The sequence below is a fragment of the Chryseobacterium sp. NRRL B-14798 genome (assembly GCF_050470705.1).
Lineage (GTDB): Bacteria > Bacteroidota > Bacteroidia > Flavobacteriales > Weeksellaceae > Chryseobacterium > Chryseobacterium cupriresistens.
On the sequence record NZ_JBFLUL010000005.1, the window covers coordinates 3,792,066 to 3,807,447 of the forward strand.

At 36.0% G+C, this 15,382-nt stretch carries 15 protein-coding genes; 9 read left to right on the forward strand and 6 right to left on the reverse strand.

Features of this window, described 5'->3' with window-relative positions; genetic code table 11:
- Positions 1–9: 9 nt before the first annotated feature.
- The 3 genes from AB1278_RS17430 to AB1278_RS17440 all read left to right on the forward strand — a co-directional run bounded on the left by AB1278_RS17430 (position 10) and on the right by AB1278_RS17440 (position 3,352).
- Positions 10–2,568 (forward strand): AAA domain-containing protein, encoded by a 2,559-nt coding sequence (locus tag AB1278_RS17430; RefSeq protein ID WP_142716691.1) that lies wholly within the window; start codon positions 10–12, stop codon positions 2,566–2,568.
- A gap of 76 nt (positions 2,569–2,644) precedes the next feature.
- Positions 2,645–3,052 carry a hypothetical protein gene (locus tag AB1278_RS17435; protein WP_002980961.1) on the forward strand — a complete coding sequence of 136 codons (408 nt, stop codon included), beginning with the start codon at positions 2,645–2,647 and terminating at the stop codon, positions 3,050–3,052.
- Positions 3,053–3,211: 159 nt separating this feature from the next.
- On the forward strand, positions 3,212–3,352 hold the full coding sequence (locus AB1278_RS17440; protein WP_002980963.1) for a hypothetical protein: 141 nt from the start codon (positions 3,212–3,214) through the stop codon (positions 3,350–3,352).
- Between the two features lie 68 nt (positions 3,353–3,420).
- Here the strand turns inward: AB1278_RS17440 and AB1278_RS17445 are convergent, their stop codons facing one another.
- The 5 genes from AB1278_RS17445 to AB1278_RS17465 all read right to left on the reverse strand — a co-directional run bounded on the left by AB1278_RS17445 (position 3,421) and on the right by AB1278_RS17465 (position 9,037).
- Positions 3,421–5,508, reverse strand: coding sequence for a type IA DNA topoisomerase (locus AB1278_RS17445; RefSeq protein ID WP_142716690.1), 2,088 nt, complete (start codon positions 5,506–5,508; stop codon positions 3,421–3,423).
- A 20-nt stretch (positions 5,509–5,528) separates the two neighbouring features.
- Positions 5,529–6,593, reverse strand: a complete 1,065-nt coding sequence (locus AB1278_RS17450; protein WP_429816003.1) for a DUF3945 domain-containing protein — start codon at positions 6,591–6,593, stop codon at positions 5,529–5,531.
- A gap of 230 nt (positions 6,594–6,823) precedes the next feature.
- Positions 6,824–6,994: a hypothetical protein gene (locus AB1278_RS17455; protein ID WP_228451461.1), complete on the reverse strand. Its 171-nt coding sequence runs from the start codon at positions 6,992–6,994 to the stop codon at positions 6,824–6,826.
- Positions 6,995–7,092: 98 nt separating this feature from the next.
- Positions 7,093–7,374, reverse strand: a complete 282-nt coding sequence (locus AB1278_RS17460; RefSeq protein WP_142716689.1) for a helix-turn-helix domain-containing protein — start codon at positions 7,372–7,374, stop codon at positions 7,093–7,095.
- 406 nt (positions 7,375–7,780) lie between these two features.
- On the reverse strand, positions 7,781–9,037 hold the full coding sequence (locus AB1278_RS17465) for a tyrosine-type recombinase/integrase (protein ID WP_142716688.1): 1,257 nt from the start codon (positions 9,035–9,037) through the stop codon (positions 7,781–7,783).
- Between the two features lie 754 nt (positions 9,038–9,791).
- On the opposite strand from AB1278_RS17465, the gene AB1278_RS17470 reads away from it, so the two are divergent.
- The 5 genes from AB1278_RS17470 to AB1278_RS17490 all read left to right on the forward strand — a co-directional run bounded on the left by AB1278_RS17470 (position 9,792) and on the right by AB1278_RS17490 (position 13,194).
- The gene (locus AB1278_RS17470) at positions 9,792–10,547 is read left to right on the forward strand and encodes a hypothetical protein (protein ID WP_142716687.1); all 756 of its coding nucleotides are present in this window, start codon (positions 9,792–9,794) and stop codon (positions 10,545–10,547) included.
- 9 nt (positions 10,548–10,556) lie between these two features.
- Positions 10,557–11,315: a hypothetical protein gene (locus tag AB1278_RS17475; RefSeq protein WP_142716686.1), complete on the forward strand. Its 759-nt coding sequence runs from the start codon at positions 10,557–10,559 to the stop codon at positions 11,313–11,315.
- 2 nt (positions 11,316–11,317) lie between these two features.
- A complete protein-coding gene (locus AB1278_RS17480; RefSeq protein WP_142716685.1) occupies positions 11,318–12,115 on the forward strand; it encodes a hypothetical protein in 798 nt (265 codons plus the stop codon).
- Positions 12,116–12,407: 292 nt separating this feature from the next.
- Positions 12,408–12,842, forward strand: coding sequence for a transposase (locus tag AB1278_RS17485; protein ID WP_142716684.1), 435 nt, complete (start codon positions 12,408–12,410; stop codon positions 12,840–12,842).
- Complete coding sequence (locus AB1278_RS17490; protein ID WP_228451460.1) at positions 12,832–13,194, forward strand: helix-turn-helix domain-containing protein; 363 nt, start codon at positions 12,832–12,834, stop codon at positions 13,192–13,194. Before AB1278_RS17485 ends, AB1278_RS17490 begins: the two co-directional genes overlap by 11 nt.
- 202 nt (positions 13,195–13,396) lie before the next feature.
- Here the strand turns inward: AB1278_RS17490 and AB1278_RS17495 are convergent, their stop codons facing one another.
- Entirely contained in the window at positions 13,397–14,173 is a 777-nt protein-coding gene (locus tag AB1278_RS17495) for an XRE family transcriptional regulator (RefSeq protein ID WP_142716683.1), read from the reverse strand.
- 61 nt (positions 14,174–14,234) lie between these two features.
- On the opposite strand from AB1278_RS17495, the gene dinB reads away from it, so the two are divergent.
- The gene (gene dinB, locus AB1278_RS17500) at positions 14,235–15,377 is read left to right on the forward strand and encodes a DNA polymerase IV (RefSeq protein ID WP_429816006.1); all 1,143 of its coding nucleotides are present in this window, start codon (positions 14,235–14,237) and stop codon (positions 15,375–15,377) included.
- Positions 15,378–15,382: the final 5 nt, after the last annotated feature.

Genomic DNA, 15,382 nt, shown 5'->3' on the forward strand with positions numbered 1-15,382 from the left:
TCCGCTATTATGCAAAAATCTACCATACATAAACTAAAAGAACAAGCGATATATATTGATGATAAGAACAGAACTGATGAGATAGATTCTTATTATTTTGAGGGTAATAAGTGTGTCGTGGTGTATAAGAACAGTGGGAAAGCCTATTCTTATCCCCAACATAGAATTAAGATGTTGAGATCTGCTATTCAGAGTGAGAGAGCAGGAAATATTTTTTCTTATCTAAAGGCGATTGCAGAAAGTGTTGGTTTGAAGACAGAGGAAGGCAATAACATTCTTGCCAATAGCTATGGGAGTATTCGTTTTATTCCTGAGACTTCAATTCTTTACAATTATCTTAATGGGAAAGAACCCGAAAAGAATTATCACGCCTCTCCTATTGAAATCTTTCCTTTTGGTTTTAATCTGAGTCAGAAAACGGGAGTTGACCATGCGTTTTCAAATCCGTTAAGTGTTATTGAAGGTCCTCCCGGAACAGGAAAGACACAGACTATTCTTAATATTATTGCCAATGCGGTAATGAATAATCAGAGTGTGGCTGTTGTTTCAAGCAATAATTCGGCAACAAAAAATGTTTTTGAGAAACTGGAGAGCAATGGAATTTATTTTATAGCAGCATTATTGGGAAGCAGTCAAAATAAAAAAGAATTTATCGATGCTCAGACTGAAATCCCTGATCTGTCAGATTTTAGATTAGAGCAAGAACAGGAACAATCCCTTATTCAGTCTACTCCCCTTCTTTTTGCTGAGCTTGCTGAAAAGTTGGAACTAAAGAATGAACTGGCTTTACTTACACTCGAAATAGATAAGATCAAAACAGAACATCAGCATTTTACAGATGATGTCACTTTGGCAACTGAAATCCGTTTTAAAAAGAATGTCAGTTCAGATCAGCTGCTTTCATTATGGGTTACGTTGGAAGACTATGAGAAAACAGGGAAGAGATTTTACTGGTGGCGCAAATTGATATTTCCTTTTCTGTATGGGGTAAGAGATAAGATTTTTTATAGCTTATCGTATGAAGAAATGATCAGGATTGTTCAGTCAAAATACTATGGGGTGAAAATTTCAGAGCTTGAGCTCAGAAAACAAGAACTGCAAAATACCTTGCAGCATTTTTCCTTCCATGATAAAATGAAAGAATATACTGAGGGATCTATGCAGCTCTTTAAAAACAAACTCTACCAAAAATATAAAGGAGAAAAACGTTCAGAATATACGGAATGGGATCTTCGTTTTAAATCAGAAGAATTTATTAAAGATTATCCTGTCATTATGAGTACTACCTACTCATTAAGAAGAAGTCTTGCTGAAAACGTAGTCTACGACTATGTAATTGTTGATGAATCTTCACAGGTGGATCTTGCAACGGGTGTACTCGCATTATCCTGCGCGAAGCAGGCTGTCATTGTAGGAGATTTAAAACAGCTTCCCAATGTAGTGGATTCTGCAACAGCAGAAAATACGGATCAGATCTTTAAGAACTATGATATTCCGGAATCTTATCGGTATTCCAATCATAGTCTCCTTTCTTCTATAATAGAAGTATTTCCAGAAGTACCGAAAACATTGTTAAAGGAACATTATCGCTGTCATCCTAAAATCATTGATTTTTGTAACCGTAAGTTTTATAATGATCAGTTAATCATACTTTCGGAGGGACAGACGGAAAGAGAACCTTTATTAGTATATAAAACAACTAAAGGCAACCATGCCCGGCAGAGAGAGAATCAGCGGCAGATTGATGTGATTGTTCAGGAAATCATTCCACAGCAAAAGCTGGAAGGCATGAATCTCGGAATTGTAACCCCATACCGTAATCAGACCATCGCACTGCAAAGAACATTTCAGGGAACAGATGTCAAAGCCGACACGGTAGATAAATTTCAGGGAAGAGAAAATGATGTGATCATTCTTTCTACAGTAGATAATGAAATCTCTGAATTCACCGACAACCCGAACCGACTGAATGTAGCCATTTCCAGAGCCAAAGATCAACTGATTTTATTGGTGAACGGAAATGAAAGTGACAACGACACCAACATCTCAGATCTGATCCGTTATATTGATTACAATAATTTTAGCACGATCAATAGTGAAGTACATTCTATTTTTGATTACCTGTACAAAGGATATGAAGAAAAAAGAAGAGCCCTTTTATCAGATCAAAAAAAGAAATCTGTTTTCGACAGTGAGAATCTAATGTATGCGTTAATTAAGGAAGTTTTGTCCGACGATCAATTTTCAAAGTATGGCGTCATTCTACACCATCCATTGAGAAATTTACTGTTAGATTTTTCCAAATTAAATACTGAAGAAGAAAAATATGCTAGACATCATGCCACACATCTTGATTTTCTGATTTATAACAAGTTGGGGAAAAATTCTGTATTGGCTATTGAAGTTGATGGTTATGAATATCATAAAACGGAAAGCCGACAAGCTGAAAGAGATCATATGAAGAATGAGATTTTGGAGAAGTATGGAATTCCGTTGGTAAGGTTTTCGACGACGGGAAGTGGGGAGAAAGAGAGGTTAATTTCGGCTTTAACAAAACTAAAATTGTAAGATTCAGAAGACTACGGAAAACCGTAATTAGTTCCTTTAAAGTTAATTTAGATTTGCAGATATAAAATTAACTACAATGAAAAAATCATTACTTTATCTTGTATTACTTCTCTCCGTTATTTCATGTACCAACTATTACACTGTTAGACTACAGGAAGACACGCCTCTTTACTACAGCAGTGACAGCAGCAAATCAGTTACCACTATTCCTAAAGATACGGAAGTTTTCTTGTCTTCAAAAGCTGGTAAGAAAAATTACAGCAAACTTAAATGGGGAAATTATTACGGGTGGGCCTATAAGCCCAGCTACACAGCTTATAGTGACTATTCTAAAACCTCATCGTATTCTTCTCCATCAGTAAGATCATCCTCTAGTTACAGTTCTCAATCAAATTCAGGCGGATCAGTACATGTTAAAGGTTATACGCGAAAAGATGGAACTTATGTTAGACCACATACAAGAAGCGCTCCTAGAAGGAGGTAATTGCAATCAAAATTGATTGTCTAAAAATACGTTATCCATCTTTTCAGAAACCAGCGGTTACGGCTTTCCGTAATGAAAATGGTGACCAAAAATTTACTTTTGATCTGGTATTAATCTGTTTTGATATCAAAATAATTATTAATTAATCTTTATTGTACTATGAATACAATCGAAGCAATCAAGCCAGGCCCCAAGCCTAAAAAACCAGATGGAGAACCTGACAGAAGAAGAAGGGTAACCCCTCCCAATCAACCTAAGCATCCAAAGCTAAAACCTCACGAGCACGAAAAAGGGGATTAGACTTGGATAAAATGTAAAATGTAGAAGCAGCTTATTGGCTGCTTCTTTACATTATTATTTTCTTTAAATTAATTCTTGTTTATAAATTCAAATGATGTACTGAAATCATCCTTCAGTAATAGGTAAGCATCAAACTTTTTACCGTTTTTGCTTTTCATGTTTTTGATGAGTGATGTTTTGTTTTGAGTTAATAGTAACGTAAGATCTTTACTACTGATTTGTATTCCGCATATCATTCTGAATAAAATCCAGTTGCACTGCTCATCTGGACATTTGACGATTTTCTCTTTAATGATAAGATGATGCTTTTGGCATTTTGGACATTTTAATTGTGGTATGTTTTCCTGAGGAATATGAAGAGATAAGAGTTCATTGGTGATTTCATTTGTATAATGTTGGATCTCGTTCATAAATTGGGCTTTGTCTATTTCCCCCTTTTCAATTTTATCCAGTGCCATTTCCCATTCTGCGGTCATTTGGACATTGGCTATTTTTTTGTCTTTGACAAGGTTGTAAACTTGTAAACCTTTATCGGTCGGATGCAGTATTTTGCCTTTTCTGATGATATAGTTTCTGCTGAGCAGGGTTTCAATAATGGAAGCTCTGGTAGCCGGGGTTCCGATGCCGATATTGGATAGTGCTTTCTGTTCTTCTTTATTTTCAATAGATCGGCCTGCATTTTCCATCGCCGATAAAAGGTCGGCCTCTGTATAAAGCTTGGGAGGTTGCGTTACTTTTTCTAATAATTCTGTTTTTGATATTTTGAGCTCATCTCCGGTTTTGAATTCCGGAAGTTCAGTAAGGACTTCATTTTTATTATCGGAATTTTCATTGTCAGTGAGAATTCCTTTGATGGCTCGCCAGCCTTTCTCTAGGATTGTAGAGCCTTTGATCTGGAATTCATAATGATGGACTTTTATCTGGATTTGGGTGACTTGCTTTGTACAGGTGTGGGATAGGGATTCCAATAATCGGTAAGCAATCATCTCGTAAATGGCTTTTTCCGTAGTGCAAAGTGCAGAAGGTATTTTAGTGGTTATGAGTAATCCGTGATGATCGGTAACTTTTAGATCATTCACAATCCTCTTGTTGAAGTTTCCGAATTTTAAATGGGTTATGGCGGCTTTGAAGGGTTCGGTCTGATTCAGTATTCTGACCAGCTCAGGTATATCAGTCCATAAGTCTTCAGGAATATACTTACTGCCGGTTCTGGGGTAAGTGATGAACTGTTTCTCATAGAGGCTTTGGGCTGTTTGTAAAACCTCATCAGCAGAAAGCCCCAGTTTTCTGTTGGCTTCTTTCTGTAATTCTGTGAGGTCGAAAAGTAATGGAGATTGTTCCTGTACTTTTGTAATGGATACATCTTCTACAACAGCTCTTCCCTCCCGCTCTATGGATTTTTGGATTTGTTCTGCCTGCTTTTTCTCTTCCCATTGTAATAGTGAAACACTGGTGAAATCTGTATATTCTTTTCTATGGCTGAGCTGGATCTGAAAGTATTTTTGCTTGGTGAAGTTTTGATGCTGAAGAAACCGTTGACAGATCAAAGCAAGGGTTGGCGTCTGCACCCTGCCTAAAGAATATACATCTTGGTTTCCTGCGATGGTTAATGCCTGGGTGGCATTGATGCCTACCAGCCAGTCCGCTTCACTTCTGGCTTTAGCTGCTTGATATAAACCTTCAAAGGCATCGCCTGGCTGAAGGTTTTTAAAACCGTCCTGTATTGCTTTTTCTGTCAGGGAACTGATCCAGAGTCTTTCAAAAGGTTTGTTGCATTGTAGGTAGTGATAGATATAACGGAAGATCAGCTCTCCTTCCCTTCCTGCATCGGTGGCAACAATAATACTGCTGCATTGACTGATGACTTGTTGTATGGTGTTGAGTTGTTTTAAAGCGGAAGGATCAGACTCATAGCCTTTTGTTCTCTTTAGCTTTTTAGGAGTTAGAATAAAAGGGTTGGGAAAGATAGGCAAAGAGGCTCTGTTAAAGCCTCTTATACCATAATCTTCCGGCATTCCTAACGCGATCAGATGTCCTAATGCCCAGGTGACACAGTATCCATTACCGGACAGATAGCCATCTTTTTTTTCATGGGCTCCTAACAATTGGGCAATTTCTCTTGCGACGCTGGGTTTTTCTGCGATGATTGCTTTCATATGATGGATTTAGATGTTTATTATAGTTTTTGTCCTCTTGGTTTTCTAACCTTTTTTTGTTGATCCTCCTGCTGTTTATTGGCGGGCTGCTGCTGTTTTGATTCTAAAGGCTCCTTCAGATTTTTAGTAGCTTCATTGGTTTTACCTTGGGTGTTAACCGCAGTTTGAGTTTTATGATCTACTGTAGGTTTTGCCTCTTCTTTGAGCTTATTAGGATGAGTGAATGAAAAGTCGGTTTTTGAAGTTTCCTTGTTAAAGGTAATATAGCCCTGATAGGCTTTACCTTTAGCATCGGTAAGTCCGTCAATGTAAATGGTTTGTCCGGCTTTGAATTTTTCATACTGTGAATCGTCCAGCTCCTTTCCCCTGAAAACCTTTGGTGCTTCTTTATCCGTATGCTGAGGTTGCTGGTTGGATGTCTTTTGCTCCTGGGACTGTTGTTGACTTTGCAGCTGAGACGGTTTAGTATTGAATAGAAATTCTACATACCGCTTATCCGCATTGAATTGTACGGTGGCATCGAAAGGTTCTCCTTTTTTAGAGGTCATACCTTCAAGATAAAGCGGTCTTCCTTCCAGCAGGGTTTGTTTCTGATGTTCATCGAGTTTTATGCCTTTAATTTCATCAGGGATTTTCATGTACTCCGCTCTATAGGCTACCAATTCATTGGTTAAACGGTCACGGCTGATCACTGATGGAATGATTTCATCAGTTTTAAGATTGACAAGATCTACTACCCGACCCATATTCCCGGTTTCCTTAAGATTCTTCTTGTCTTCATCCGTGAACTGATGACCTAAGAATGTATTATTGAGGTTGGGCTCTTTTCGGATTCCATGCAGGTGAACGGCAACCTGTCCTGTATCTCCTGTTTGAAGAGATAATCGAACATCCATTTTGCTCACTGCCGTTCCCAGATTAATGGTGATGGGGATTAACGTATTGGTTTTAAAACCTCTGAGTAATGAATCCATCGCATTCATTTTTTCAAGCTTCTCCTGATTAAGTCCGAACTTTTCCATCGTTTTCCAGTCGATTTGCTCAGGCTGAAAACGATATTCCTGATTGTCTGTGTTGTTGTCCATTGTATTTTTATTTTTGGGATTGTTGTTATGTTGAGGTAAAACTTCGTAGTCCTTCAGCTTTTCTTTTTCTTCAGGTGATGCCTGATCAACATATTTTTGAAGATCCTTAGCAGTATTAACAGCATCATATTCCGAAACTTTGAAAAAGTTGAAATGCGTGGGATTTTTAAGCTGCCGATAAAAATTGGAAAAGAAGTTAGAGAATAGATCGCCGTGCTTATCTACTCTGATCAGCGGCTCATTATCCTTTTTTCTTGTGGAGGAACTTTTTGAAGATTACCTTCTTTATCAATTCCTTTAACCATCTCAATCTGATTGGTATGAATGTTCAGAACAAGGAGTGTATCTGTTGCCGGTTTGAGTTCACTAGGTTCCTGAGGGGTTATCAATTCATTTTCCATTGTATTTCATTTAATGGAACCAAGGTATGGGCTCAATTAAGAAAATCCTGAAGATTGGAATGGTGATGAATGGTTTGGCTGTGGATGTCTTGTTACTATCAAGAGTTCAAACATTCTCTGATCAATTGATGGACATCCGAAAGCTTATAGTACAGCTTTCCGCTGATGGTATAATAAGGCAGCTTTTTATCAGTCCTATACCTCTGTAATGATCGTGAACTTATCTTTAAAAGCTGTAAAACATCCTGGTTATCCAGAAGCTGCTCTCCGTCTACTTCTATAAATCTGGATTGGTTCTTAATCATTTGCTCTTTCAGTAGATCAAATCTTTCCATGATTTTCTCCATCCAGGCTATAAATTCTGTTCTTTCAATATTCATAACTGTGATTTTTATGATTGCTGGTGATATAAAATTGAACAACAGAAATCATATAAAATCACTAGTTTTTCGTAGTAACGAAAAGATTTTGTTTTTTTAATGTTAAAATTTATTACCAGAATCTAATTATATGACAATGAAAGCCTCGTGAATAGATAAGAAAAAGAAGGTTTTGAAAAAGGCTTAAGAGTGGTTAAAAAAATAAGATAGCCTGTCAGTCCCCAGCATGAAACTTCATGTGGGGTTATAGTTTTATTCTTCTCAATTTATATACACCTGTGAACCAGAAATGATAATATTGAAAAATCAGTAATCAATAAGACATGTTAAACCGTCTGCAAGTAAAACGTTGATTAGATTGCTGTAAATATTAAATTAAAGAAGATTGCTTCCTCCAATTATTGAGTTAACTGGCGGCCATGCCTCCAAAATAACTTTCCTTATATGTTTTGTCAAAATAGTTACCCAAACTGATAGTATGGCTTTCATCAACAGGATTAATATATTTCATAAACATCTGCTCTGTAGTATGTCCGGTTGCCTGCATTAGTAAAGGAGTGGGAATTTTCCCATAAAAGTTGGTTGCAAAACTTCTCCGCCCAATATGACTGGTGAGTGCTTCCCATTTTTCAACTATTAATTTTTTTACCCTGTGCCCTACACGTTTTACCGCATTTACAGACTCATTGAGCTGAGCAATCCGGCCAATTTGTTTAATATGGTTATTGTATTTCGTAGCGGAAAGTTTTGGGGGGAAATTATTTTTATACCGTTTAATAATTTCTAAAACAACTGGATGTATGGGCAGCAGGATCTCTTTTTTTGTTTTTTGCTGGATGAAAGAAATACACACCCGGTCATTCACTTTCTTCATTTGATCTGAATTAAATTTCATAAAATCTGAGACTCTCTGACCGGTATAGCAACTTATAAGAAGCCACTCTTTGGCAGCCTGCAGCTCCCTTGGGACTTTAACCTTTTCTATTTTCATCACTTCCTTTTCAGTAAGATTTATGACGATTCTGTTTTGCCTCTCCCGTCTTATATCCAATTCCCTGACAGCAGTTCTTATACCCTTTCTTTCAGCGAAGTTTAGAATTGTTTTAATAAAATGAATAGTTCTGTATATAGTGTTCTCACTGTAAGCCTCTTCCTTTCCAAAAGAAATAAATCTTCTGATAAAATCTCCATCCATACTATTTACGTACAGTCTCTTAGCTGTAAAACCTTCAAACCTCTCAATAAAGTTAAAAAATACTTTATATCTTTTATAAGTTGACTGGCAAATGTATTCTTGTTTTGAGGAAATATACATATTGATAAAACAAAGCAGTGAATCTTTTGGATAATCCTCTTTCTCTTTACTGCAGAGATTTTTTATTTCTTTGAACAGATATCTTTGTGAAGAAAGTTTTCCCTTAGACTGATCTTCTTCAATACACTCTGCTAACCGTATTTTCAGAGCATCCAGCTTAGTATTAATTTTTTTATAGCACTTCAGGTAAATATTATTGGGACGTTGTTTTTTACTGTCCCAATCTTCCTGGCAGATTCTCAGCGGAGTTTTGAAATTGAAGAGCGGCTGACCCGATTGATTTTCAATTTTTAAATGAATAGATTCTTTTGCCAATCCACGATCAGAAATGAAAAATTTAAAAGTCATTACTAGAAATATTAGGTTAATTTCCAGCTAATATAAATCAAAAGGTAGTCCTGTTTAGACTACCTTTCACTTACAAATATATAATAAATATTTTACTAGGCAAACAAAATTAACTTTTTGCGTATTAATATTTTAACTGGATTAAGAATGTTTTTTGTTAAAAATTATACATTATCACAAACAACCAACATAATTCAATTACAACAATTGTTCATTTATTAATAAACTAATATGCAGATATATATCATAAAAAAAAGTCTAAACAGGACTACTTTATGTAAACACACATGAAATTAACACAACAACCTAAAAAAATGGAAAAATTTTTATTATTAAATCCCCGACTCTGCCCGATAGAGTCTTCTCAAACTGAAATGAATGTCTCCATTCCAAATCTTATTTGGATGAAAAAAAACTATAAGCTTATTTGGGACAGTATTAGCTAAATACATACACACTTACCAACACGCTTCATTCACTTAATAAATATTATTTATAAGTTTTTACTGTGGCGGGCGCGTTGCTCTACAGCTTTTGCCCGCCAATTTTTTAGAAATAATGAAAACATATTAATAACATACAATTTATAAAATTTCCCAAAAAAAGTGATTTAATTATAATATTTAAGCCCCTTCTGGTTTCCCTCAAATATGCCACTATTACACTACACAGGTGATGAGAAAGAAAGGGGCTTAATTTTTATATGTGAATGGCACATTATGTAACAAAATCAATCTTTTATAAAAATAGGATTATGAAAAAAAAACTTATTTTAATCTTGGCTATTAATAGCCTCAGTATTAGCGCACAGCAAGGAGGAGTTGGCATTGGGACTACAAACCCGGACCCATCCGCTGCTCTGGATATAACTGCTGCCAATAAAGGGATTCAACTTCCACTCGTTGCACTCACTTCTACTCTAGACATAACAACAGTTGCCAATCCTAAAACAGGATTTATTGTTTACAACACAGCTGCAGCCGGAACAGGGAATACTTCTGTTACCAAAGGTCTTTATGCCTATAATGGAACGGTATGGGAAAAAATGTGGTCGAAACAGGAGGTAAAAACTGAAGTTGCAAAAATTCCATTTATAACCCCTGTTTTTGCGGCAAGTAATATAGCTGCTTCAGGTAGTATTGCTGCCGGCACAATCACAAATCTCACCTTTAATACTTTATACAAGAATTCTCCAGCAGGGGCACAAGGAGGCCCTGCTTATACTGGATACAGAATTCAAAGTGCTGGTGGCTATGTAATTTCCTTTAATGTGGATCTAAGAAATGTCTCCGGAGACACGAATGGAGGGGCAATGGTTTATGTACAAAAAAACGGAGTCAATATATGCAGCTACGGAACAGATAAACGATATCAATTCGGAGGTGTATCAAGTACCTGCAGTGTAAAACTGGTAGCCAATGACCTCATAACATTCAGCGTACAGTCTTCTAATGCCGCATATCAGATTACCAACCCTAATGTTTCCATTTCCAAAATATCAAATAATTAAATCAATCTTATGAAATCAAAACTTCTCATCTTATTTCTGGGATTAATGGCCATTATGAATAATGCCCAGATGGTGATAGGATCAGCCAATGTTTCACAATCAGCCATTTTAAAACTCGATTCAAATAATAAAGCCCTAAGGGTTCCAAGCTTATCCGTGACAGATAATGCTGATGCAGCAAGCCCTATTGCCTCTCCGGCAACAGGGGTAATGTTTTATAATACAAATTCAAACACTGCCAGCGATATCATCAAAGGAATAACCTATTGGGGAAGTGATAATAAATATCACCATCAGGCAAATACAGCATCAACTGATGATATTATTGCGGCTGCAAATATTCCTTTGTTAATATTCAGTGCTGCTGTTGGTCAAAAAGCCACTGTCCCTATAGGATCAGCTGGAGGAGGTGCTTTCACCACTCTTACCCTTACTCCTTCGGAAATTCTTGTCGATAAGTATGCCGGATGGAACAGTAGCACAAGCCAGTATAAAATCTCTTCTACAGGAATATATATGCTTGAGTTTATTACCGAAATGTCAAATATAGGAAATAATGGAGGAACTACTACTCATGATATATTAAAAGGGACTACTTCACTTGTCAGTGCATTTGGAAGGGATAACTTAATCAACAACAGGATGTACACTACCATAATCAGCACCCAGAACTTAATTTTAAATGATCTTATGACTTTTAAATATATCTATACCGCCAATAACTATAGAATTGAATCCGGAACAATCAACATTTATAAATATCAGTAATTATGAAAAAACAAATTATCTATATATTATACCTGCTGTTTATTTCTTGCAGCATATCGATAAAGTCTCAGGTAGGCATAGGATTAAACAATCCTGATACCAGTACAATACTGGATGTATATAGTACCAATAAAGGATTACTAATTCCAAGAGTCCAATTACTGGGAACTGATGATATCACTACAATTTCTGTAACATCCTCAACAAACTCGCCGGAACAAGGCACTTTGGTATATAATCTTTTGAACAGTGGTACCTCTCCCAATAATGTATTCCAGGATACATTTTATATTTGGACAGGTACCCAATGGGAAAGCATTGGAGAGACCGCCGATGTTCATACAGAAATAAACAATAATAATCTGACCAAGGTTTTATTTGCCGGAAAACCGGCAGTGGTCGCTGCAACCTATACAATGCCTAACTATTCAGCCTGGACTACAATGAATTTTACAACAGAAAGTGTGGACATAGGAAATATTCATAGTGGTGGAACATTTACAGTGCCAGCAACGGGCCTGTACTCATTTTTTGGAGATGTCTCTTTACGATTATCAAGTACTAATGGTAACTCTAAGGCATTTGGGGCCCGGATTTTTAACAGTACAACCTCTACAGTATTGGCTATTTCATATTATGGAACAGGGGCAGGAGGTGCACAAGGAGATATGCCATTGTATTGGATGGGTAACTTAACCGCCGGGGACCAAATTCAGGTCCAATACAGAATGAGAGCAGATAACTCAAGTACATTGTCTACAGCCACTGTTTCCAGTATAACTGTAAGAAAACATTTTTAAAATAATCTTAATCATTACAATTTTCCTTTGGAATCTTAAAAACACAAATTAATCATAAATAATATGTAAACAGACCTAAAATTCATTCATTATTTGCATTAGCCCTGGAAATAGAGTGTGGATTAATGAAATCGTTTCAATCAAACATATTTTAATTAGAATGAAAGGTAAAATGAGAGCATAGGATAGATTTATTTGATAGAAACGGGAAAATTTAGATATGCTCACAATTAAAATTAATTGAAATGTTGATGTCAGGCATGTTTTATTAGTTAATAAATAACTGTAAATAATGAATTTTAAAAAGATATACATAGGGAAAATGATTAAAGAAAAAGTTATAGAAAATGAGATAGATATATCTCGTATCTGTAACTTTTTCAAATTTTCGGTAGGAGAAATTGAAAAAATGTACGAAGCCCAAAGTTTGGACTGCGAAATCCTTTTGAAGTGGAGCAAGCTTTTGGAATATGATTTTTTTAGAATATACTCCCAGCATTTGATTCTGTATTCTCCCTCATCTAAAGGGAAAGTAAAAACATTAACAACAAAATCTTCCCTTCCAAAATTCCGGAAAAATATTTATACCAAAGAAATAATAGATTTTATTATTGAGCAGATAGAGGCTGGAGAAATAACAAGAAATCACGTAATTGAAAGGTATAGAATTCCCAAAACAACTTTATTTAAATGGATTAATAAATATAAATCCAGTAATGAAAAATAAAATCCAAATTATGATTTCAAAAAAAACTACTCCAAATTATAAACAGATTTATACTGATATAATCAAGACTAAGTTTCCGGAAAAAAAGGAAAAATGTATTTCCCTGCTTAATAAAGCTGATTTATCCCAAATAGATATTATAGAACTCAACAATATAATTTTTGAGAAGAAGGATAAAGAAATAGAAAAATTTAATCAGAGACTTCGTTCTTATGATCTCGTTTCAATTCAAAAGATTCTTGATTATCAGAAGAAATACAAATATAGTAACAGCCAATTGGCATACCATTTTGGATTAAGCCGAAATACAGTTACAAAATGGAAAAAAATGATTTCTAAACATCATGTTTAAGTGTAGTAGACTATTAAATTTTATTTTTAAGCACATCAGCTTCTTTCCTGAGCATAAGGTAAACTTAACGGGATTATTTAACTTTAAATTAAAAATATTTATATTAGCAGTATCCCACATTATGGGATTTTTTTCATCATTTGTGTTTTTTGAGCTTCCCTTCGGGGAAGTTTTTTGATTATGCCGTGTACTCAAAATAAATTCAATTCTTATCTCCCATTTTTTCTTTGATCTGTTTGATATCGGTTTTAATTTCCGTGATAAAGTTTTGAATATGGTGTTCTGCAAATTCATCAGGCTCATATTCTTTGGTGTTAATACTACAGGCAAATTCCCAGATTTCTTTAATTTCAGCTAATGGAATTTTATAAGGCTCATAAAATTGATTGTCAGCCTTTACCCATATACCATCTGCTTCATGAAACTGAAATCTTTTGTAACTGATACCATCATTGGTGGTAATAAAAACATACGTTCTGTCCGTTTTCAAGTCCGAAAGATTTTCAACATATTTTCCTACAATATAGGTTCCGTTTTTATAGGGGGGCATTGAATCTCCGTCAGCTGGAAATGCCCTGAACTTACCCCCTTTTAAAAAAGGTAATGATATGGTCTCCAGACCTTCTATGTATTCCGGATCTCCATAGCCATTCAGGTAGCCCATAGAAGCTTTTTGGGGGATAATCTCAATCTGATTGTTTCCATCTGGATCAACCTTTATAGGCAGAATGATCCTGTTCTCAGGAAGCTCCATGAGTTCATCGATGGAAAATTTTCTGACATCTACAGTCAACAATAGATCGATGCTGATGTTATAGAATTTTGAAATTCTAAGCAATATTTCAATAGGAGGTTCTGTTCTGCCGTATTCATAGGCGACATATCTGGATCGGGTAAGAATTAATAGATCTGCCAGTTCTTGCTGAGTCATATTTTTCTTTCCTCTCAAAAACACGATGTTATCAGAGAATTTTGACATTGTTACAATTTTAGACAACAAAAGTACAAAATTTGTTTCAAAACGTAACTAATTTTGTAACATGGAAAGAGCAATTGTACATATGGATCTGGATACGTTCTTTGTTTCCTGTGAAAGGCTGAAAAACTCTGAACTCGAGAATAAGCCTGTGATCATCGGAGGTGGAGACCGTGGTGTAGTGGCGTCCTGCTCTTATGAGACCCGTTTTTTCGGAGTAAGAAGTGCCATGCCGATTAAAATGGCTTTACGGCTTTGTCCCGAAGCTAAAGTCATTAAGGGAGATATGGAAATGTATTCCAATATGTCCCATATGGTAACGGAAATTATTCAGGAAAAAGTTCCTGTTCTTGAAAAGGCAAGTATTGATGAATTTTATTTGGATCTTTCCGGAATGGATCAGTTTTTCGGATGTTACAAATGGACGCATGAAATAGCAGAAAGCGTGCAGAAAAATACAGGTTTACCGATAAGTTTTGCTTTATCCACCAATAAGACCGTATCCAAAATCGGAACCGGAGAATCAAAGCCAATCGGAAGATTGGAAGTGAAAAAGTCTGACATACAGCCGTTTTTAAACCCGCTTTCGGTAAAGAAGATTCCTATGGTCGGAGATGTAACCTTTCAGCTGCTCTCAAGACTGGGGATCAGAACGATACAAACACTTTCTGAAATGCCTGTTGATGTGCTTCAGCAGTTGATTGGTAAAAACGGAAATGAACTCTGGAAAAAAGCGCACGGAATTGACGAAAATCCTGTGGTTCCTTATTCGGAAAGAAAATCTATTTCTACAGAAGATACTTTTGCCCAGGATAGCATCGATATTCAAGGTATTCAAAGTATACTCTCAGGAATGGTTGAAAAGCTCTGTTATCAGCTCCGCGCAGAGAAATGGCTGGTATCAGTAGTGGTGGTAAAACTCCGCTATGCCAATTTTGATACGGAAACCAAACAATGCAGGATTCCTTACACCTCAGCTGACCATACCCTGCTCAGGTATGTTTTGGAACTTTTTAAAAAAGTATATACCAGACGTATGAGAATCAGGTTAGTTGGAGTAAAGTTTACCGGACTGGTTCACGGATGCCATCAAATGGATCTCTTTGAAGATACGGAAGAGTTGATATCACTGTACCAGACAATGGATAAAATCAAGAACAGGTTTGGAACTTCAAGTGTAGGAAGAGCCTCAGGTTTATTAAAATAAGTACA